The organism is Paractinoplanes rhizophilus (assembly GCF_042664765.1).
GTDB classification, from domain to species: Bacteria; Actinomycetota; Actinomycetes; order Mycobacteriales; family Micromonosporaceae; genus Actinoplanes; species Actinoplanes rhizophilus.
The window spans coordinates 1-18,782 of record NZ_JBHTBJ010000031.1 but is presented as its reverse complement, the minus strand read 5'-3'; the positions used below and the strand labels follow the sequence as shown (position 1 = coordinate 18,782).

The 18,782-nt window shown below is 71.7% G+C and carries 21 protein-coding genes and 1 riboswitch; of the genes, 5 read left to right on the top strand and 16 right to left on the bottom strand.

All coding sequences use genetic code 11. The features are described from left to right. Window positions 1-1,983 (bottom strand): MMPL family transporter, encoded by a 1,983-nt coding sequence (locus tag ACFQS1_RS30230; protein WP_417629336.1) that lies wholly within the window; start codon window positions 1,981-1,983, stop codon window positions 1-3. A gap of 50 nt (window positions 1,984-2,033) precedes the next feature. Between ACFQS1_RS30230 and ACFQS1_RS30225 the strand changes: the two genes are divergently transcribed. Then, the gene (locus ACFQS1_RS30225) at window positions 2,034-2,555 is read left to right on the top strand and encodes a MarR family winged helix-turn-helix transcriptional regulator (protein WP_378974959.1); all 522 of its coding nucleotides are present in this window, start codon (window positions 2,034-2,036) and stop codon (window positions 2,553-2,555) included. Between the two features lie 23 nt (window positions 2,556-2,578). Here ACFQS1_RS30225 and ACFQS1_RS30220 read toward each other — a convergent pair whose 3' ends face one another. From ACFQS1_RS30220 to ACFQS1_RS30195, 6 genes are all read right to left on the bottom strand, one after another. Continuing rightward, complete coding sequence (locus ACFQS1_RS30220; RefSeq protein WP_378975101.1) at window positions 2,579-2,935, bottom strand: rhodanese-like domain-containing protein; 357 nt, start codon at window positions 2,933-2,935, stop codon at window positions 2,579-2,581. A 488-nt stretch (window positions 2,936-3,423) separates the two neighbouring features. Continuing rightward, window positions 3,424-3,996 (bottom strand): hypothetical protein, encoded by a 573-nt coding sequence (locus ACFQS1_RS30215; RefSeq protein ID WP_378974957.1) that lies wholly within the window; start codon window positions 3,994-3,996, stop codon window positions 3,424-3,426. Window positions 3,997-4,166: 170 nt separating this feature from the next. Continuing rightward, a complete protein-coding gene (locus tag ACFQS1_RS30210; protein ID WP_378974955.1) occupies window positions 4,167-4,490 on the bottom strand; it encodes an MFS transporter in 324 nt (107 codons plus the stop codon). Between the two features lie 436 nt (window positions 4,491-4,926). Next, on the bottom strand, window positions 4,927-5,256 hold the full coding sequence (locus ACFQS1_RS30205) for an ArsR/SmtB family transcription factor (protein ID WP_378974953.1): 330 nt from the start codon (window positions 5,254-5,256) through the stop codon (window positions 4,927-4,929). Beyond that, on the bottom strand, window positions 5,246-5,677 hold the full coding sequence (locus tag ACFQS1_RS30200; RefSeq protein WP_378974951.1) for an SRPBCC domain-containing protein: 432 nt from the start codon (window positions 5,675-5,677) through the stop codon (window positions 5,246-5,248). The genes ACFQS1_RS30205 and ACFQS1_RS30200 overlap by 11 nt, the downstream gene beginning before the upstream one ends. Before the next feature lie 63 nt (window positions 5,678-5,740). After that, on the bottom strand, window positions 5,741-6,622 hold the full coding sequence (locus ACFQS1_RS30195) for a CE1 family esterase (RefSeq protein WP_378974949.1): 882 nt from the start codon (window positions 6,620-6,622) through the stop codon (window positions 5,741-5,743). Window positions 6,623-6,776: 154 nt separating this feature from the next. On the opposite strand from ACFQS1_RS30195, the gene ACFQS1_RS30190 reads away from it, so the two are divergent. Continuing rightward, window positions 6,777-7,730 (top strand): LysR family transcriptional regulator, encoded by a 954-nt coding sequence (locus ACFQS1_RS30190; protein ID WP_378974947.1) that lies wholly within the window; start codon window positions 6,777-6,779, stop codon window positions 7,728-7,730. 9 nt (window positions 7,731-7,739) lie between these two features. On the opposite strand, the gene ACFQS1_RS30185 is transcribed toward ACFQS1_RS30190, so the two are convergent. Beyond that, on the bottom strand, window positions 7,740-8,516 hold the full coding sequence (locus ACFQS1_RS30185; RefSeq protein ID WP_378974945.1) for a helix-turn-helix transcriptional regulator: 777 nt from the start codon (window positions 8,514-8,516) through the stop codon (window positions 7,740-7,742). Window positions 8,517-8,566: 50 nt separating this feature from the next. Between ACFQS1_RS30185 and ACFQS1_RS30180 the strand changes: the two genes are divergently transcribed. After that, complete coding sequence (locus ACFQS1_RS30180; RefSeq protein ID WP_378974943.1) at window positions 8,567-8,980, top strand: DUF2000 family protein; 414 nt, start codon at window positions 8,567-8,569, stop codon at window positions 8,978-8,980. Window positions 8,981-8,987: 7 nt separating this feature from the next. Here ACFQS1_RS30180 and ACFQS1_RS30175 read toward each other — a convergent pair whose 3' ends face one another. The 8 genes from ACFQS1_RS30175 to ACFQS1_RS30140 are packed head-to-tail and all read right to left on the bottom strand — an operon-like array spanning window position 8,988 to window position 16,993. Further along, window positions 8,988-10,184: a vWA domain-containing protein gene (locus ACFQS1_RS30175; RefSeq protein ID WP_378974941.1), complete on the bottom strand. Its 1,197-nt coding sequence runs from the start codon at window positions 10,182-10,184 to the stop codon at window positions 8,988-8,990. Then, window positions 10,159-10,962, bottom strand: coding sequence for an SRPBCC family protein (locus ACFQS1_RS30170; RefSeq protein WP_378974939.1), 804 nt, complete (start codon window positions 10,960-10,962; stop codon window positions 10,159-10,161). Before ACFQS1_RS30170 ends, ACFQS1_RS30175 begins: the two co-directional genes overlap by 26 nt. Next, the gene (locus tag ACFQS1_RS30165; protein WP_378974937.1) at window positions 10,959-11,813 is read right to left on the bottom strand and encodes an AAA family ATPase; all 855 of its coding nucleotides are present in this window, start codon (window positions 11,811-11,813) and stop codon (window positions 10,959-10,961) included. The genes ACFQS1_RS30170 and ACFQS1_RS30165 overlap by 4 nt, the downstream gene beginning before the upstream one ends. Beyond that, window positions 11,810-12,382 (bottom strand): nucleotidyltransferase family protein, encoded by a 573-nt coding sequence (locus tag ACFQS1_RS30160; RefSeq protein ID WP_378974935.1) that lies wholly within the window; start codon window positions 12,380-12,382, stop codon window positions 11,810-11,812. Before ACFQS1_RS30160 ends, ACFQS1_RS30165 begins: the two co-directional genes overlap by 4 nt. Next, complete coding sequence (locus ACFQS1_RS30155; protein ID WP_378974933.1) at window positions 12,379-13,242, bottom strand: XdhC family protein; 864 nt, start codon at window positions 13,240-13,242, stop codon at window positions 12,379-12,381. Before ACFQS1_RS30155 ends, ACFQS1_RS30160 begins: the two co-directional genes overlap by 4 nt. 9 nt (window positions 13,243-13,251) lie before the next feature. Then, window positions 13,252-15,645 carry an aerobic carbon-monoxide dehydrogenase large subunit gene (locus ACFQS1_RS30150; RefSeq protein ID WP_378974931.1) on the bottom strand — a complete coding sequence of 798 codons (2,394 nt, stop codon included), beginning with the start codon at window positions 15,643-15,645 and terminating at the stop codon, window positions 13,252-13,254. Next, window positions 15,642-16,118 carry a (2Fe-2S)-binding protein gene (locus tag ACFQS1_RS30145; RefSeq protein WP_378974929.1) on the bottom strand — a complete coding sequence of 159 codons (477 nt, stop codon included), beginning with the start codon at window positions 16,116-16,118 and terminating at the stop codon, window positions 15,642-15,644. Before ACFQS1_RS30145 ends, ACFQS1_RS30150 begins: the two co-directional genes overlap by 4 nt. Window positions 16,119-16,120: 2 nt before the next feature. Continuing rightward, on the bottom strand, window positions 16,121-16,993 hold the full coding sequence (locus tag ACFQS1_RS30140) for an FAD binding domain-containing protein (protein WP_378974927.1): 873 nt from the start codon (window positions 16,991-16,993) through the stop codon (window positions 16,121-16,123). A gap of 120 nt (window positions 16,994-17,113) precedes the next feature. Between ACFQS1_RS30140 and ACFQS1_RS30135 the strand changes: the two genes are divergently transcribed. Together ACFQS1_RS30135 and ACFQS1_RS30130 are read left to right on the top strand one after the other, a co-directional pair. Continuing rightward, on the top strand, window positions 17,114-18,184 hold the full coding sequence (locus ACFQS1_RS30135) for an XdhC family protein (RefSeq protein WP_378974925.1): 1,071 nt from the start codon (window positions 17,114-17,116) through the stop codon (window positions 18,182-18,184). Window positions 18,185-18,340: 156 nt separating this feature from the next. Beyond that, window positions 18,341-18,484, top strand: a riboswitch (cyclic di-AMP (ydaO/yuaA leader). A 30-nt stretch (window positions 18,485-18,514) separates the two neighbouring features. Continuing rightward, window positions 18,515-18,782 (top strand): hypothetical protein (locus ACFQS1_RS30130; protein ID WP_378974923.1); only part of this gene is annotated, 268 nt, incomplete at its 3' end.

Below are 18,782 nucleotides of genomic sequence, written 5' to 3'. Positions count from 1 at the left end.
CTACGGCGCGGGTACCGCCTCCTTCGCGGCGGCCGGCCGGGGCGCCTGCGCACCCACCCTCGGCCTGGCCGGCCACCAGAAGCGGTCGCCGAGCTTGAGCGCGAGCGCGGGCACCACGACGGTCCGCACGAGCAGGGTGTCGATCAGCACGCCGATGCCGACGACGATGCCGATCTGGGTCAGCACCACCACCGGGAGCACGCCCAGCACCGCGAAGACCGCCGCCAGCAGGATGCCGGCCGAGGTGATGACGCCGCCGGTCGCCGCCAGGGCGCGCAGGACGCCCTCGTCGCGCGCCCGGGTGATCAGGAAGATGTTGTAGTCGACGCCGAGGGCGACCAGGAACAGGAAGCTCAGCAGCGGCACGTTGGCGTCGAGCGGGCCGTCGATCAGCAGGACGGCGGCGCCGAGGCTGGCCGCGTAGCTGGCCACGACGGTCACCAGCAGCAGCACCGGCGCGACGATCGACCGGAGCAGGGCGATCAGGACGATCAGCACGACCGCGAGGACCAGCGGGATCACCACCCGGTCGTCGCGCTCGTTGGCATCGCGCTTGTCCAGCTCGGCGGCCGGGTTGCCGCCGACCAGCACGTCCGGGATCGTCCGCAGCTCCTGCACGGCGCGGTCGCTGGCCGGCGTGCCGGCGGCGGCGGTGAGCTGGACGTTGAACTGCGCCAGCTCGCCGTCGGTGGAGCGCTCGGGCGGCAGCACGGCGGCGACGCCTTCGGTCCGGCGCAACGCGGCCGCCACGTCGTCGGCCCGGGCCGCGTCGGTGATCACCGTGGCGGGCTGGGCGGCGCCGGCCGGGAAGTGCCGGGCCAGGGCCTGCTGGGCGTCGATCGACGGGACCTGGGTGCGGAACTGCTCGGACTGGTCGAGGCCGACGTCGAGGCGGAACAGCCCGGCGGAAAGGAGCGCGAGGACGGCGAGGCCCATGGACAGCACCACGCCGGGACGGCGGCCGACGCCGCGGGCGACGCGCGCCCAGAACCCGGTCTCGGTCGGGTCGGCGCTGCCGACGTGCGGCACCCGGGGCCAGAACACGCCGCGGGGCAGCACCACCACCGCGGCCGGCAGCACGAACAAGCCGAAGATCAGGGCCACGAGCACGCCGGCGGCGGCCGCGACGCCGAGCGTACGGTTGGCGGTGATCTGCGCCGCGAGCAGCGTGATCAGCGCGAGCACGACGGTGCCCGCGCTCGCCGTGATCGCCGGCGCGGCCGCCCGCCAGGCCCGGCGCATCGCCTCGGCACGCGAGCCGGTGCGCCGCAGCTCCTCCCGGTATCGCGAGATCAACAGCAGTGCGTAATCGGTGCCGGCGCCGAAGACCAGCACCGAGACGATGCCGGCGACCGACGCGTCGGTGCGCTCCCCCACCAGGCGGGCGATCCAGGGCAGCAGCTCGGCCACCACCTGGTCGGCGAGGCCGATCACGGCGAGCGGGACGATCCAGAGGATCGGGCTGCGGTACGTGATCAGCAGCAGGATCGCGACGATCGCGGCGGTGGCGAACAGCAGCGTGAGGTCGGCGCCGTCGAACGCCTTCGCGATGTCGCGGCTGACCGCCGCGCCGCCGGTGACCTGGGCGTCCGGCACCGCGGCCCGGATCCGGTCGACGGCCGCGTGCTGCGCGTCGTCATCGAGCCCCTCGGCGAGCTGCACCACCACGAGCGCGGCCTGCCCGTCGGCCGAGGTCACCGGCCTCATCACGGTCTCGACGCCGGCCAGCCCGCGCAGCTTGCCGGCGTCGGCGGTGGCGATCCGCTCGGCGCCGGGACCCTCGACGACCACGACCGCGCTGTCGGCCCGGCCGCTCGGGAAGCGGTCGCGAAGCTCGGTGACCCGGGTGGACTGCGCGCCGGCGGGCAGGCCGTCGGCCGCGCCCTTCTCCGGCTGGGCCGGCGAGAACGCGAACACCAGCCCGGCGAACAGGAGGGTAGCCACGAGGACTACGACGACCCTGATCCGGGTAAACACCATCAGTCTGTCCCAACGTTTCGACAGTTGAATTATTCGACTATGGAAACGATAGAATGACGGCCGTGCCGACGCAACCCGACCGCGAGACCGTCATGGGTGACCTGATCGACGCCCTGCGCCTGTTCACCGTGGAGAGCGATGTCTTCGTCGACGTGTTCGCCCGGGCGCACGGCCTCGGCCGCAGCGACCTGAACGCGATCATGTGGATCGCGCACGGCACGTCGTCCGGCGACCCGATCACGATCGGCGAGCTGGCGCACCGCCTGCGGTTGAGCCCGGCGGCGGCGACCGCCCTGGTGGACCGGCTGGAGGGCGTCGGGCATGTGAGCCGTACGCGTGACCCGCACGACCGCCGTCGCGTGACGGTCGCCATGACCGAGACGGCCCTGAGCGTGGCCACGGCGTTCTTCGTGCCGCTGGGCGAGCGGATGCGCGACGCGGCGGCGGAGTTCTCGGCGGACGAGCTGGCCCGCACGGCCGAGATTGTGCGCCGGCTGACCGGCGCGGTCACGGCGGCCAGCCGGGCCCCGGCCGGGGCCGTCGACCAGCGCCGCGCACCGGCGGCGGCGGACTGACGACGCTCGCCGGCGTCCGCGGACTAACGACGCTCGTCGGCGGGACCTGTGTGCAGCGGCAGGCCGGCGGCCACCCACGCCTCGATGCCGCCGATCATGTCGGTGGCCCGGCGCAGGCCCAGGGCCCGCAGGCTCGCCGCGGCGAGGCTGGAGCTGTATCCCTGCCGGCAGACGACGATGACGAGCAGGTCGTGACCGGTGGCCTCGGGGATGCGGTCGGGCGACGCCGGGTCGAGACGCCACTCCAGGACGGTGCGGTCGATGACCAGCGCGCCGGGCAACTCGCCCTGTTCGCGCCGCTGCACGTCGGTCCGCGTGTCGATCAGCAGCGCGCCGGCCGCGTGGGCCGCTCGCGCCTGCTCGGGCGTCAGTCGTTCCATGCCCGTGCGGGCCTGATCCAGCAGCCCCCGCACGCCCGGCGCGTAACCCACGGCGATCGACAAGACGTCCCCCTCGACACTCGGCCCACGCTTTCGTACCCACGTTAGGCCCGATGGATCACCCGCGGGGGGCGCGGCGTGGCCCGGCTTTCTGGCCGAAGTCGGTCACCCTCGGGCGGGGCCAGGCCGGAATCCATCGATGGCGCCGAAGGCGGTGGAGGTGCGGGGCGCGAGCCGAACGTCGTCGATCTGACTCGGTTCCGCGGGCCGCTTCCGGGGCTTGCGAGGCAGAGATGCTAGGAATGGGCTGGATAGGGGGAAGGGCGGGCTCCGATGAGGAGGCCGCCCAATCTTTCGCGGTTTTCGCGGCGTGCCGTTCCGGCAACCGATGCGGCAGGCGCGGCGCTCTCATCTGATCGCGGATGCCGGCGGTGCGGATCGCACGGGCGAGGGCGCTCGGCGCGCCCCCGCCCGCGAGTGGATCGGTGTCAGGAGCCGATGGTGCAGAGCGAGTCGACCTTGTTGACGTCCGTGGTGATCTTGGACTCGAGGTTGTCCGGCATGTCGCCGGTCTTGATCGCGTTGAGCAGCTGGCTGTAGTCGTCGGCCATCGTGTTCATCGCGTCGCGGACCTCGTCGTGCTTCGCCTTGCCGGCGGCGGCCTTCAGCTCGTCGACGGTGGTCTGCAGCGAGGCGGCGTCGACCTTCTCGGCGCCCTTGATGATGGCGGCCTTGCCGGCGACGCAGCCCGGGTCGGCGACCGTCGAGTTACTGACGAAGAGGCCGGCGGCGACGATGATGCCGATGATGCCGATGGTGAACAGACCACCGATGATCGTGCCCGCGACCGCCAGACCGCGCCCCTTCGCCTTGCCGGGGCCGGTCTTGAAGATCGCGATCAGGCTCAGGATGAAGCCGATGAGCGGCGCCACGAACGCGAAGATGAGGCCGGCGATCGCGAGACCGCTGGTGCCCTGCTGTGGCGGAGGCGGCGGGGCCTGGAAATTCGGATACTGCGGCTGGCCCGGAGGCGGCGGAGGAACCTGCTCGTTGAGGGACACTATGAGAATCCAATCGAAATTGCGGGGTAGAGCGCTTCGCGACCGTACTGGCTGGGTCGCGAAAAGTCTGTCCCGTATCTCAATCGTTATTCAGGCAATACCCAGCAGATCTTCACCAACTCAACAGGTTACCGGCCCTCAGCGGACGATGAACAACTGATCACCATCGGTCAGCTCCGCCGCCGGTAATCGCGAAGAACCGGAAGCCCCGCCAGGATGGTTCCGACGCACATTGCGGCGGCGCTCAGCCCCAGCGACCAGTGGATCCCGGCCACCGCGCCGAACAGCCCGACCGTGATCCCGCTGCCGAACCGCAAGCCGCTCGCCGACACGCCGTACACCCCGAGCATCTTGCCGCGATCTCCGGGCGGGGCGAGCAGCTGCACCACGGTCTGCCCGACCGACATCGCCGCGAGATTCGCCAGGCCGCCGATCACCAGCAGCGCCACCGCGAGCGGATACGAGCCGGTCACCGCGAAGAGCAACGTGCTCACGCCGTGCCCGAAAGTGCTGACCACCGCCGCGCCGGCCGTCGCCGGGATCCAGCCGGTTGGCGCGAACCTGGCGCAGTACCCGCAGCGAGCCGAGCAGGCCGAGCCGCTCGTGCCGCACGATCCCGCCGGCAGTCGAACCGGTCGGCCAGGCCGCCGAAATAGACGGAGAACAGCAGGAACGGCACCCAGTGGCTGATCACCTGGAAGCCGGCGAGAGCCGGAGATGGAATTTCTCCCAGAGCACCCAATGAGGATTATTCAGGGCCAACCTTGAGCTGCAGTGGGCCTCAGGTCAGCGGCTTGGTCTCCACCGCCCTGAATAATCCTCAAAGTGATGACGTGCTCGATATTGTCGGCCATCATCGCCAATGCGGCGCCGAACAGATACGGCCGGCAATCCGCATTGCGCAGGGCGGCGAACCGCCGGGGCGCGGGGTCATCCCAGGTGGTCGCGCAGGGCGGCGAGCGGCCCGTCCCAGTCGCGGGCGAGGGCGGCCAGGAACTGCTGCGCCACCTTCATCGGGGCCGAGTCGAGGCGGTATCGGACCCGCCGCCGCTCCCCCGGCTCGGCCACCACCAGGCCCGCCTCGGCCAGCAGGACGAGGTGCTTGGCGATGGCCTGCCGGGTGATCGGCAGCCGGGCGGCGAGGTCGGTCGCGGTGGCCGGGCCGCCCGACGCCAGCGCGGCCAGGATCTGCCGGCGGGTCGGGTCGGCCAGGGCGGCGAAGACCTCCTGCGCCACCGCTTCCCGGTGGTCAGCGGCCATCGAGGTACGCGACCAGCTCGCCCAGCTCGTTGGTCCAGCCGTCGGTGTTGCCGCCGAACGCCTTGCTGTGCAGGTCGTCGGGCAGCTGCGCGAATCCGGTCTCCACCATGGTCAGCGTAGTGCCGGCGCCGGACGGCTCCAGCGTGAACTCCACGTAGGTGCGGCGCGGGTCGTCGGCGGGCAGGCCGTAGATGTTCCAGGTGTAGCCGAACACCCGCGGCGGCTCGAGCCGCTCGACGGTGAGCGTCGCGGTGTCGCCGCTGGTCCAGGAAAGTTTCGCGACGCCGCCGACCCGCAGGTCGACCTCGGCGGCGTTGCCGAACCAGGTACCCAGGCCCTCGGCGGTGGTGAGCGCGGCCCAGACCCGCTCGGGCGAGTGGGCGAGCTGCAGCGTGCGCTCGATGCGATCGGGGAATGCCATGACGATCTCCTTCAGTAGCAACCGATTGGTTGCTACTGACGCTATAGCAACCAGGCGGTTGCGTCAAGACAGCCGGAAGAACGACGCGATGGCGGCGGTCGCGTCCAGGACGCCGGCGGGCGGATCGAGGCCGCGCAGCCGGGCGACGACCGGGCCGGGCACGGCCGCACCGGGCTGGGCTGCACCGGGCGCGCCCGCACCGGGCCACTGGTGACCGGCGCCGCTGATCGCCTTGAGCACCACGAGATGGCCGCCGGGGCAGATCGCGGTCGTGGTGGTGACCAGGCCCGAGGTGCTGAACCGCGGGCGCGGGCAGTCGTCGACCCGCCGCCAGAAGCCGGCCAGCTCCAGCGCGGAGGGGCCCGGGCCGCCCCCGTACGGAATGATTTTGTCGGCCGTGCCGTGGATGTGCAGGACCGAGATCGGTTGCGGATCGGGGCACGGGCCGGCCAGCGTGCCGGCGACCGGCGCGATCGCCGCCAGCAGGGTGGTCTCGCAGGCGAGGCGGTAGGCCAGCGTCGCGCCGCTGGAGATCCCGGTGGCGTAGACGCGGGCGAGGTTGACCGGCGCCGCCGCCCCGACCGCGGCGACCAGGTCCGCGACGAAGGCGATGTCGTCGGCCGCCGGGCCGTTCCAGGTGCGGTCGACCCCGTCGGGGTACGCGACGAGAAAGCCGTCGCGGTCGGCGGTCGCGTTCCATCCGTACGCCTGCTCGGCCTGCCGCCCGGAGCCGAGGCTGCCGTGCAGCACCAGCACGAGCGGAAGCGCCCGCGCCCCGGCCGTGGATCGGGGCCGATATGTCCGGAACGTGCGGTCGAGCCCGTCCACCCGCAGCGTGTGCGCGGAACTGCCGTACGGGACGGTGAAGGGCGCGGGCGGTGGACCGGACCACGTGGCGCAGCCGGTCAGGAGCAGAAGCGCAAGCACCGCGACGAGGCGCCGCATGGAGTCCATTTTCCGCCCGGCGAGCTCAATCGCACCCAGCCCGGACGCGACCGTCGCCGGCCACCCCCGATTCAGTGTGACGCGCTACATTTCGGGGAGCTTCGGCATCACTCCATAGGGGGCTCGACATGGCTCGTCGTGGCAGGCTCGGGCAATGACCCCCACGCAGCTGCGCGCCTACTCGGCCGTGGTGCGCCTGGGGTCGGTGAAACTCGCGGCCGCCGAGCTGCGGGTCTCCGAGTCGGCCATCTCCCTGCACATCGGACAGTTGCGCAAGGAGCTCGGCGACCAGCTCTTCACGCGCACGGCGGCCGGCCTCGCCTTCACCCCCGGCGGCCTCCGGCTGGCCTCGCGGGCGGCCGAGATGCTGGGCCTGCAGGACATCACGCTGCTCGAGGTCAGCACGGCCGGCAAGGGCCGCCGCCTGCTGCGGGTGGCCGCGTCCGCGCTGTTCGCCGAGCACGCCGCGCCGGGCCTGATCGAGTTGTTCGCCGGCCGCGCCGACGACCTCGACGTGGAGCTGAGCGTCCGCAATCCGAAGGCGTTCGCGAGGCTGCTGACGACCCGCAGCGCCGACATCGCGATCGGCCCGCGTCCCGCCGCCGACGCGGGCCTGGTGTGCCGCCCGGTGATGAACTACCGGGTAGTCGTGGTGGCCGGGCCCGGGCATCCGCTGGCCGGGGTGCGCGCGTCGGCGGGGCAGCTGCGCGACCAGACGTGGCTGCTGGGCCCGTCGGGGGCCGCCGACATGGGCGCGACTCCCGAGCTGCTGCGCCGGCTGGCGGTCCCGGAGGAGCACCAGCAGATCTTCCAGAGCCACGCGGCGGCCCTGGAGGAGGCGAAACGCGGCAAGGGGGTGGCGCCGGCGCTGTCGTACACGGTGGCGCCGGACGTGCGCAGCGGCCAGCTGGTGCAGGTGCCGGGGCCGTACGCGAGCGTCGAGGCGGTGTGGCACGCGATGACGCTGGCCGATCGGGGCGCGCCGGCGGCCGCGGCCGAGCTGGCCCGGTTCGCCGCGACGCCGCGGGCGATCCAGGCGATGATGCGCGGCTCGGGGGTCAACGTCGGCCACTTCCGGCCGTCGGTGCACGTGACGCTGTGGAGCTGACCCGGCCGGTCATGAGGGCGCGAACGCTTTCGGGCTGACGCCGAGGATGCGCTTGAAATGGCGGATCAGGTGCGGTTGATCGTAGAAGCCGCTCTCGGTGGCGACCTGCGACAGCGGGCGGCCGGCGAGAATCAGCCGGCGGGCGACGTCGACCCGGCGGGACACCAGGTATTTGTGCGGCGACATCCCGAATTCGGCGGTGAAGGAGCGCACCAGATAGGCCGGGTGGAAATGCAACAGGCTCGCGGCCTGCCGCAACGAAATGCCCGGGACGACGTGATGCTCCAGGAGATCGCGGAGCTGATGCGCGGGCGTACGGGAAAGGTGGTCCGACAGCATCGGGACGCCGAGCCGTTCGCGCAGCCGCGCGGTGATCTCGGCCAGGTGGACCTCGGCGGCCAGATCCTCGCCCGGCCGCCCGATCGTGCGGTGCATCGACGAGATCAGGCGCCGCAGCCCCGGGTCGGCGAATCCCGAATTGTCGACCGAAGCGCCGACCAGGCGATCGGGCAGTTGCGACTGCGCCAGATAGAGCACCCGCTTGCGGAACGGCCGCGGCGACGACCCGTTGTGCGGCACGTGCGGCGGCAGCAGCGTGACCAGATCGCCGAACGCGTCCCGCTCGTGATTTTCCAGGTCGTACCGGACGGCCCCGTCGTCGACGATCAGCAGCGTCCAGGTGTCGTGCGCGTGCATCGGATAGGCGTGGCCGGTGAAATGGGCGCTCAGCACCTCGACGACGCCGTCGAGAGGTGGGCGCCAGGCCGAGAACTCCGCGCCGGACACGTCAAAATCGTACAAGAGCCGGGCGGGTACGGGCTCGCACCATCGGTCGCATGGAACGCTTCGACACCAAAATCGCCGTGATCCTCCGGGACGACCTGCTCGCCTGGCAGCGCCTCAACGTGACCGCCTTCCTGGTCAGTGGCCTCGGCACGGTCATGCCCGAGGTGATCGGCGAGCCGTACGAGGACGCCGGCGGCACCCGGTACCTGCCGATGTTCCGCCAGCCGGTGCTCGTTCTCGCCGGCGGCAAGGAACTGCTGAAGGCCGCGCACACCCGGGCGACCGGCCGCAATCTCCCGGTCGCGATATTCACCTCGGACCTCTTTTCCACCGGCAACGACAATGACAACCGCGCCGCCGTCAAGGCCGTCACCGCCGAGCAATGGGACCTGGTCGGCCTGGCCGTCCACGGCCCGCGCAACGCCGTCGACAAGGTGACGAAGGGCGCCGCCATGCATCCCTAGCCTTCGTTCAGCCGCGGACGACCTCGATCAGATCCGCGAAGGTGGCGGCCGGCAGCAGCCGATCGCAATAGGGAAATGCGGCGGCCATGGCCGCCACCGTGGGGCGAAATCCGGGCGCGCCGGCGCGGGGATTCAACCACAAGATTGCGTACGCGCGGCGGCGCAGCCGTTGCATCGCGGCCGTGAGCCGTTCCGGCGGATCGCTGTCCCATCCGTCCGACGCGATGACCGCCACCGATCCCCGCAACGCGTTCCCGTGATGCGAATCCAGCAGCGCGGCGAGGTTGGTGGCGATCCGCGTCCCGCCGAACCGGTCGGTCACCGCCTCGGTGGCCTGGGCGATGGCCGCCCGCGGCGAGGTCTGCCGCAGCACCGGGGTGAGCCGGGTGAGCGTGGTGGCGAAGGCGAACACCTCCGCCTCGCCGACCGTCGCGAACGCCCGCATCAGATGCAGGTAGGCGGTGGCCTGCGCGCGCATCGACTCGCTGACATCGCAGAGCATCACCACCCGCCGGGGTCGCCGGACCGGCCGCTCCCGCACTACGGTCACCGGCTCCCACGCGGTCCGGCGGGCCTGCGCGATCGTCGCCCGCAGCGCCACCCGCCGCCCGGACGGATCGGTCGCGTGCCGCCGGGTGCGGCGGGCCGGCCACCGGGTCAGCGCCGCCCGCAGCGACGCGGCCAGCAGCGCAACCTGTCCCGCGTCGAGCTCCTCGAACGGCCGACCGGCCAGCGCCGCGAGCGCGCTCGGCCGCAACTCGGGCAGGCGCAGCTCGGAGTCGTTCGCGGCCTCGTCGACGGCCACGGCCGGCGGCAGCGTCGCCCAGGGCAGCCCGCCACCCTCGGCCGGCCGGTCGGCCGCCCCCGCGACCGGCACGTGCACCTCGCCGGACCGCCCGGGCGCCCCGGCATCCCGGGCCGGCGCCGCCGGCGGCGCGGCGTCGAACACCGCCGCGAAGACCCGGTCGAAGGTGGCAAGGTCGGCGTGCCTGCGCACCACGGCGACGCGGGTGGTCCAGTAGACGGCGTCCCGCGAGTCGAGCGGCCCGGCGGCGAGCGCCCGGATCAGGTCGTCCACCTCGGTCAGCCCGGCGGCCAGGCCGGCCGCTCGCAGCTTCGCCGCGAACGCCACCGCGAACGCCGCCCGGTCGACCCCGCGCAGCAGGACCGGCGTGGGCTCAGCGCCGCGCGATGGCCCAGGCAATGACGGCTCCCACCACGACCACGCCGATCACCACCGGGATCGCCCGCTTGTAGATCGAGCTCCCCGCCACGCTGAGCAGGTCGAGCGGCTCGGGCTCGTCCGCGCTGGACGGCGAGAAAGCCGACGGAGACGCAGCCGCCGGGGACGCAGCCGCCGGCTTCGGCCGGGGGGACACCGACGCCGATGGGACCGCACCCTCAGTCGGCGCCGGCACGGCCTCAGGCTCGGCCGTCACGGACCCGGCAACGCCCGCCGACGAGTCACCGACGGAGGGCTGCTCGGTGCCGGTCGGCGGCTCAGCGGCCGGCGACTCGGTGGCGGCCGGGGCGGACTCCTCCGCCGCGAGCTTGGCCTCCAGGTTGTCCACGAACTGGGCCAGCAGCTTTCCGGACACCTCCTTGATCATGCCGCTGCCGAACTGCGCCAGCTTCCCGCTGATCTTCAGGTCGGTGTCGACGCTCACCGACGTACTCGAACCGGCCGGCGTCAGGACGGCCGTGACCAGCGCGGCGGCATTGCCGGCCGACCGCGCGTCGCGGCCCTTGGCGTCGATGACCGCCCGGTAGGCGGCCTCGTCCTTCTCGGCTAAGCGCGCCGTCCCGGCGAACTCGGAGACCACCGGGCCCACCTTGACCTTCACCTTGCCCTTGTAGGTGTCGCCCTCGACGCCGGTGAGCCGCGCCCCGGGCATGCACGGCGCGATGCCCTCCAGGTCGGTCAGCACTGCCCAGGCCCGCTCGATCGGGGTGTGCACGGTGAACTCGTTCGTGATCTTCATGGCGTCTCCAAAGCGACGGCGATGACGAGCCGGTCGTCGGGTGTCTTGGCGATCGTGCCGATGGTGCTGAGCATGTCGGCGGGCGCGAGCTCGGTGGCGCCGATCGCGGCGAGCGCCGACACCCAGTCGATGGTCTCGGCCAGGCCGGGCGCCTTGTCAAGCTCCAGCTTGCGAATCCGCCCGATGAGCTCGGTGGCGCTCGCGATCAGCGGATGGGTGGCGCCGGGGACGGCCCGCCGCACGATCTCGGCGGCGCGGGCCGGCGACGGGAACTCGATCCAGTGGTAGAGGCAGCGCCGGCGCAGCGCGTCGTGCAGCTCGCGGCTGCGGTTCGAGGTCAGCACCACGACCGGCGGCCGGGCAGCGGTGAAGGTGCCGAGCTCGGGCACGGTCACCGACGCCTCGCCGAGGAACTCGAGGAGCAACGCCTCGAACTCGTCGTCGGCCCGGTCGATCTCGTCGATCAGCAGCACCGGCGGCGTCGGGCCGCGATGGCGCACCGCCTTGAGGATCGGTCTCTCCTGCAGGAACTCGGCGGTGAACAGGTCGTCGTCGGCCAGCCGCTCGTGCCGCGCCTCGGCGAGCCGGATCGCCAGCAGCTGCCGCTGGTAGTTCCACTCGTAGAGCGCCTCGCCCGCGGTCAGCCCCTCGTAGCACTGCAGCCGGATGAGCGGCGTGTCCAGCGCGAGCGCCAGCGCCTTGGCCGCGGCGGTCTTCCCCACGCCCGGCTCGCCTTCGAGCAGGAGCGGCTTCCCCAGCCGCAGCGACAGGAAGACGGCCATCGCGAGGCCGTCGTCGACCAGATAGTCGGCCGCGTCCAGGCGCCGGCTCACCTCGAGCGGGTCGTTCACCGGCGCTCCCCCGCCAGCAGCCGCCGATAGTCCGCCCGGGTGTCCACGTCGATCGGCGTGTCGCGGGCGACCGGAACCTGCGTGACCTCGAACGCCCCGGAATGCAGCACCTTCCACACGGCCTTGTCCCCGTGCAGCGTGGCCAGCACCCCGAAGGTCGCTCGCCGGAACAGGAACGGGTGCCCGAGGCCGTCGGCATAACGGCAAACCGCGATTTCCGTACGCGTCTCGCACAGTCGCCGCACGTCCCCCGGATCGATCCCGGGCTGATCCCCCAGCAACAGCACCACCGCATCGGCCGTGACCCGGGGCACCGCCATGCGAATGGACGATCCACATCCATCCGAGAAGTCGGGATTGTCGACAACAGTGCACCCGCTCAGATCGACCCACGAGCGAACCTCCGCCGCCGACCCACCAAGCGTCACCATCAACTGATCAAACCCGCAGGCCCGCGCCATGTCGAGGGTGGCGTCGAGCAGCGTCCGCCCCCGGTAGGGCAGCAGTTGCTTCGCCTCACCCAGCCGCAACGACCGTCCGGCGGCCAGCACGAGCCCGGCGACCGTCATGAGGCCGCCACGAACCGATCGCGACACCCCGCACAGCAGAACCAGTGCTCGACCCCGTCCACGACGGCGTGCGGCGTCCCTTCCCCGATCACGACAGTCATCCCGCAGATCGGATCAATTGCAGTCCGCGTAGGCGCGGCGGCCACCGGCTCCGGCGACGACGCGCGCAGCTCGCGGACTATCTCGGCCAGCACCGACAGCGCGATCTCCTGGTGTGTGCGAGCCCCGATGTCGATCCCCGCATGCGGCCGCACCCGGGCGCGTTCCTCCGCCGTCAAGCCGAGCGAGTCGAGGACCGCCGCTCCCCGGGTGCGGCTGGCGACCAGGGAGATCAGCGGGACGCCGGCGTCCAGGGCGGCGCGGATGACCTGCTCGTCGTCGCGGCCCAAGCCGGCGACGACGACGGCGCTCGCCCCCGCGTACGCCATGGGCTCGGTGATCTCGAGATCGAGGAAACCGGCCAGGGTGACCACCGCGGCGCCGATCGGCGTCGTCGCGCCCGCGACGCCGATCAGCGGGCGCGGCAGCATCGGGCGCAGGAAGATCTCGATGGCGCCGCCGGACAGGCAGGGGTTGACCACGACCTGGGCGCCCGGCGCATCCGGGAACGAGGCGGCGCCGTCCGGGAGCACGCGCAGCAGCATGGTGTTGCCGTCGCGCAGCGTGTCCAGCGCCGCGGCCCGCACCGACGTCTCGGCGCAGACCCCGCCGACGAAGCCCTCGATGGACCCGTCGGCGAGGATCACCGCGTCGTCGCCCGGCATCGCCGAGGTGGGCGCCTGCGCGCGCACCACGGTGGCGTGCACGAACGGCTGTCGCGCGCCGGTCAGCTCGCGCACGCGTTCGGCGATGAGGGTCATGACCAGCTCCTAGATCGGTGGCGTGGCCCGGCCGCGCATCGCGTCCCACACGCGCGACGGGGTGAGCGGCATGTCGGCGTGCCGGACGCCGAACGGCTTGAGCGCGTCGACCACCGCGTTGACGATGGCCGGCGGCGAGCCGACCGTGGCCGACTCCCCCACGCCCTTGGCGCCGATCGGGTGGTGCGGCGACGGGGTGACGGTGAACCCGGTCTCCCAGTCGGGCACCTCGAGCGACGTCGGGATCAGATAGTCCATCAGCGACGCGCCGAGGCAGTTGCCGTCCTCGTCGAAGGCGATCATCTCCATCAGCGCCATGCCGACGCCGTCGGTGAGCCCGCCGTGGATCTGACCCTCGATGATCATCGGGTTGATCCGGGTGCCGCAGTCGTCCACCGCGATGAAGCGGCGCACCTTCACCTGCGCGGTCCCCGGGTCGATGTCGACCACGCAGATGTACGCCCCGTGCGGGTACGTCAGGTTCGACGGGTTGTAGCAGATCTGCGCCTCGAGCCCGCCCTCCACGCCGTCCGGCAGGTCGCCGGCGCCGTGCGCGCGAAACGCCACGTCCTGGATCGTCACCGACTTGCCGGGGTCGCCCTTGACCTGGAACGAGCCCTTGACCCATTCCAGGTCGGCGACCGACACCTCCAGCATCGCCGAGGCGATCAGCTGCGCCTTGTCGCGGACCTTGCGGGCGACCAGCGCGGCCGCCGCGCCCGAGACCGGCGTCGAGCGGCTGCCGTACGTGCCGAGGCCGAACGGCGTCTGGTCGGTGTCGCCGTGCACGACCTCGATGTCGGCCGGCGGGATGCCGATCTCCTCGGCCACGATCTGCGCGAACGTCGTCTCGTGGCCCTGGCCCTGGCTCTGCACGCTCAATCGCACCACGGCCTTGCCGGTCGGGTGGACGCGCAGCTCACAGCCGTCGGCCATGCCCAGGCCGAGGATGTCCATGTGCTTGCGCGGGCCGGCGCCCACCGCCTCGGTGAAGAACGCGATGCCGATGCCCATCAACTCGCCCCGGGCCCGTTTGAGCTCCTGCTCCTTGCGCAGGTCCGCATACCCCGCCATGTCCATGGCCAGGCGCATCGTGGGCTCGTAGTTGCCCGAGTCGTAGACCCAGCCGGTCTTCGTCTCGTACGGGAATTGGTCGGGTTGAATGAAGTTCTTCAGACGCAGCTCGGCGGGATCCATGCCCAGCTCGTCGGCGAGGCAATCGACGATCCGCTCGACCAGGTAGACCGCCTCGGTGATCCGGAAGGAACAGGCGTAGGCGACACCGCCCGGCGCCTTGTTGGTGTAGACCGCGGTCATCTTGCAATACGCGGCCTGCAGGTCGTAGCTGCCGGTGAAGACGCCGAAGAAGCCGGCCGGGTATTTCACTGGCGCGGCCGTCCCGTTGAAGGCGCCGTGGTCGGCGAGCACGTTCGTCCGGATGGCCAGGATCTTGCCGTCGCGGGTCGCGGCGATCTCGCCGCGCATGATGTAGTCGCGCGCGAACCCGGTGCTGATCAGATTCTCCGAGCGGTCCTCCATCCACTTCACCGGCTTGCCGGTCAGGATCGAGCCGACGATCGCGCAGACGTACCCGGGATAGATCGGCACCTTGTTGCCGAAACCGCCGCCGATGTCCGGCGAGATCACCTGGATCTTGTGCTCGGGAAGGCCGGCCACGATGGCGTAGAGGGTACGGTGCGCGTGCGGCGCCTGGGTGGTCGACCAGAGCTTCAGCTTGCCCTCGACCGCGTCGAAATCGGCGACCGCGCCGCACGTCTCCATCGGCGCCGGGTGCACGCGCGGATAGACGATGTCCTGCTGCACCACCACGTCGGCACGCTGGAACACGGCTTCGGCGGCCGCCTCGTCGCCGGTCTCCCAGTCGAAGACGTGGTTGTTCTCCTTGCCCTCCAGGTCGTCACGGATCAGCGGCGCGTCCGGCTCGAGCGCCTTGCGGGCGTCGATGACCGGTTCGAGCACCTCGTATTCCACGTCGATGAGCTCGAGCGCGTCCCGGGCGGCGTACCGGTCGTCGGCGACGACGAACGCGACCTCCTGGCCCTGGAAGCGGACCTTGTCGGTGGCCAGCACGGCCTGCACGTCGTTGGAGAGGGTCGGCATCCAGGCCAGGCCCTTCTCGGCCAGCATGGCGCCGGTGACCACCAGCTTCACGCCCGGCGAGGCCTCGGCCGCGCTGGTGTCGACGCTGACGATGCGGGCGTGGGCGAACGGCGACCGCAGGATCGCCAGGTGCAGCATGCCGGGCAGCTGCACGTCGTCGGTGTAGCGGCCGCGGCCCCGCAGGAACCGCGGGTCCTCCTTGCGCAGCATGCGCCCGAAGCCGACCGGCTTCTGGTCGTTGTCATGAAATTCGGTAAATCTCGGATCCTGCACCGTGGTCATGCCGGGATCTCCTTTTCGGAATGCACCGCGGCCCACCGCACGGAACGGACAATCGTCGAATATCCGGTGCAGCGGCAGATCTGCCCGGAAATCGCTTCCCGGATCTCGGCGTCCGACGGGTCGGGGTTGCGGTCGAGCAGCGCCCGGCAGGTCATCATCATGCCCGGCGTGCAGAAGCCGCATTGCAGGCCGTGGCACTGCATGAAGCCCTCCTGGATCGGGTCCAGCTCGCCGTTGCGGGCCAGGCCCTCGACGGTACGGACCTCGTGGCCCCCGGCCATCGCGGCGAGCACGGTGCACGACTTGACGGGCTCGCCGTCCAGCCAGACCACGCAGGTGCCGCAGTTGCTGGTGTCGCAGCCCCAGTGGGTGCCGGTCAGGCCGAGCACGTCCCGCAGGAAGTGCACGAGCAGCAGCCGGCCCTCGATCTCCCGGGTGACCTCGACGTCGTTGACGGTCATCGTGACCTGCATGTTCAGCTCCTCGCCCGCTCGACGGCCGTGCGCAGGGTCCGCCGGGTCAGCTCGTCCGCGAGGTGGCGCTTGTACTCCTCGCTGCCCCGCTGGTCGGTGACCGGGTCGCAGCTGCGGGCCGCGATGGCGCCCGCCTGCTCGTAGGCGCTCTCATCGGGAACCCGGCCGCGGAGCGTGTCCGAGATTTCGGGAATCCCGGTGGTATTCGGCCCGACGGCGGCGAGTCCGACCCGGGCGTCGACGATCGTGCCGTCCGCAGCCAGCCACACGGCCGCCCCGGCCGACACCACCGCCCAGTCCCCGGCGCGGCGCTCGACCTTCTCGTACGCGCTGCCGTGACCGGGCCGGCGCGGCAGCCGGATCTCGACCAGGATCTCGTCGTCGCCCACCGCCGTCTCATAGGGCCCGACGTGGAACTCCTCCATGGTCACGACCCGCTCGCCCCGGGGCCCGCGGATCACGCAGCGCGCGTCGAGCGTGGTGCACACGGCCGACAGGTCCTCCGACGGGTCGGCCTGGCACAGCGACCCGCCGAGCGTCCCCCGGTTGCGCACCACCGGGTCGGCGATCACCCGCTCGGCCTCCCGGAAGATCGGGAACGCCGCCGCCAGCTCGTCCGACTCCAGCAGCTCGCGGTGCCGGGTCAGCGCGCCGATCCGTACGTCATCGTCGTTGATCTTGATGTAGCCCAGCTCGTCGTGGAGCGGATTGATGTCGATGAGGTATTCGAAGTTCGCCAGTCGCAGCTTCATCATCGGCAGCAGGCTGTGCCCGCCCGCGACGAGCCGCGCTGAGCTTCCCAGACGTTCCAGCAGTCCGATGGCATGGTCCACAGTGGTGGCGCGTTCGTACTCGAACGGGGCCGGCACCTGCACGCTGCACCTCCCAAGAATTCTGGAAAACTTCTCGCGTGTGGTGATCAATGTCAACAGCGACCTAAGGGATCTCTTAACTGACCGTTGACGATCCACTACTCGATCGCGGAGGGTTTGGGTGTGCGGGACATCGTTGACGGGCTGATCGCCTGGCGCGCGGAGGGCCTCGCGTTCGCCGTGGCCACCGTCGTGCGCACGTGGAGCTCGGCGCCGCGGCAGCCCGGCTCGGCCATGGCGGTCAACGAGCGCGGCGAGGTGCTGGGCAGCGTGTCCGGCGGGTGCGTGGAGGGCGCCGTCTACGCCGCCGCCGAGGAGGTCATGCAGACCAGAAAGGCCCAGCAGCACACGTACGGCGTGAGCGACGGCGACGCGTTCGAGGTGGGGCTGACCTGCGGCGGGACGATCGAGGTGCTGGTGCAGCCGTGGGACGCCCTGGCCGACGTCGACGAGGTGCTCGCGGCGGTCAAGGACGGCCGCCCGGTGGCCACCGTCTCGCTGGACAACAAGCAGCTCGCGGTCTGGCCCACGCGCGTCGCCGGCTCGCTGGGCGACCCCGGCCTCGACCGGGCGGCCGAGCAGCAGGCGGCCGGGATGCTGTCGGCCGGCACGACCGGCGTGGTCCACCTCGGCGCCCACGGCGAGCAGCGCCTCACCGCCGTCGAGATCTTCGTGCAGAGCTACCTTCCGCCGCCCCGCATGATCGTCTTCGGCGCGATCGACTTCGCCGGCGCGATGGCCCGCATCGGCGGCTTCCTCGGCTACCACGTGACGGTCTGCGACGCGCGTCCGGTCTTCGCCACCCGCAAGCGTTTCCCCTCGGCCGACGAGTTGGTCGTGCAATGGCCGCATCGTTACCTGGAGTCCACCGAGGTCGACGAGCGCACCGTGCTCTGTGTCCTCACCCATGACCCCAAGTTCGACGTTCCGCTGCTCGAGGTCGCGTTGCGCACGCCGGCCCGCTACATCGGCGTGATGGGCAGCCGCCGCACCCATTCCGACCGGATGCGCCGCCTGCGCGAGGCCGGCGTGTCCGAGGCCGCGCTGGCCCGGTTGTCCGCTCCGATCGGCCTGGATCTGGGCGCCCGCACCCCCGAGGAAACGGCCGTCGCGATCGCCGCCGAGATCGTCGCCACGGCGTGGGGCGGGTCCGGTCTGCCCCTCACCGGGCTGGATGCTCCGATTCACGGGTAGCCGCCGGGATGCGCGGGTAGCCGTCGGGGAGCAACCCCGCCCTTTCCCGCTTCTGCCCGACCCGCGCACCGAACTGGTCTTCCGGCCCCGTTTTCCGCAACGGCGGCCACCGCCGCCGCGGACGCCGAGTCCCGCCCACCGCGAGCGGTCCATTCCTCCGATCGGAAGCTTCAGTGGGCGGGAACGGGGGACCCATTTTCTGCCGGCTCGCCGGCTCCGGGGTGAGGTCGCGCGCAGCGCGGCGGGCCGCCTTCAGGCCCAACCCGACAGCTAACCTCGCAGGCGGTTGAAGGACCAGGAATCGTCTTGTCTGCTCGTGTCCGTTTCACCATGCCCAAATTTGTCCTGCTCGCGGCGTTCGCCGCCGTTTTGCCGCTCCTGTTCGCCCCGTCCGCCGCCCAGGCCGCGCCCGCCTCCCGCGCGACGTCGCTCTCCGGCGCGACATCAGTCTCCCGCGCCGCGTCCCTCTCCCGCGCCGCGTCGCTCTCCCGCGCGGCGTCGCTCTCCCGCGCGGCGTCGCTCTCCCGCGCGGCGTCGCTCTCCCGCGCGGCGTCGCTCTCCCGCGCGGCGTCGCTCTCCCGCGCGGCGTCGCTCTCCC

What these genes read in the sequence shown, in the direction of transcription:
- ACFQS1_RS30225 (WP_378974959.1), top strand. Translation starts at nt 2,034, where the DNA reads ATGACGGCCGTGCCGACGCAACCCGACCGCGAGACCGTCATGGGTGAC.
- ACFQS1_RS30220 (WP_378975101.1), bottom strand. Translation starts at nt 2,935, where the DNA reads ATGGAACGACTGACGCCCGAGCAGGCGCGAGCGGCCCACGCGGCCGGC.
- ACFQS1_RS30205 (WP_378974953.1), bottom strand. Translation starts at nt 5,256, where the DNA reads ATGGCCGCTGACCACCGGGAAGCGGTGGCGCAGGAGGTCTTCGCCGCC.
- ACFQS1_RS30200 (WP_378974951.1), bottom strand. Translation starts at nt 5,677, where the DNA reads ATGGCATTCCCCGATCGCATCGAGCGCACGCTGCAGCTCGCCCACTCG.
- ACFQS1_RS30195 (WP_378974949.1), bottom strand. Translation starts at nt 6,622, where the DNA reads ATGCGGCGCCTCGTCGCGGTGCTTGCGCTTCTGCTCCTGACCGGCTGC.
- ACFQS1_RS30190 (WP_378974947.1), top strand. Translation starts at nt 6,777, where the DNA reads ATGACCCCCACGCAGCTGCGCGCCTACTCGGCCGTGGTGCGCCTGGGG.
- ACFQS1_RS30180 (WP_378974943.1), top strand. Translation starts at nt 8,567, where the DNA reads ATGGAACGCTTCGACACCAAAATCGCCGTGATCCTCCGGGACGACCTG.
- ACFQS1_RS30170 (WP_378974939.1), bottom strand. Translation starts at nt 10,962, where the DNA reads ATGAAGATCACGAACGAGTTCACCGTGCACACCCCGATCGAGCGGGCC.
- ACFQS1_RS30160 (WP_378974935.1), bottom strand. Translation starts at nt 12,382, where the DNA reads ATGACGGTCGCCGGGCTCGTGCTGGCCGCCGGACGGTCGTTGCGGCTG.
- ACFQS1_RS30155 (WP_378974933.1), bottom strand. Translation starts at nt 13,242, where the DNA reads ATGACCCTCATCGCCGAACGCGTGCGCGAGCTGACCGGCGCGCGACAG.
- ACFQS1_RS30150 (WP_378974931.1), bottom strand. Translation starts at nt 15,645, where the DNA reads ATGACCACGGTGCAGGATCCGAGATTTACCGAATTTCATGACAACGAC.
- ACFQS1_RS30145 (WP_378974929.1), bottom strand. Translation starts at nt 16,118, where the DNA reads ATGCAGGTCACGATGACCGTCAACGACGTCGAGGTCACCCGGGAGATC.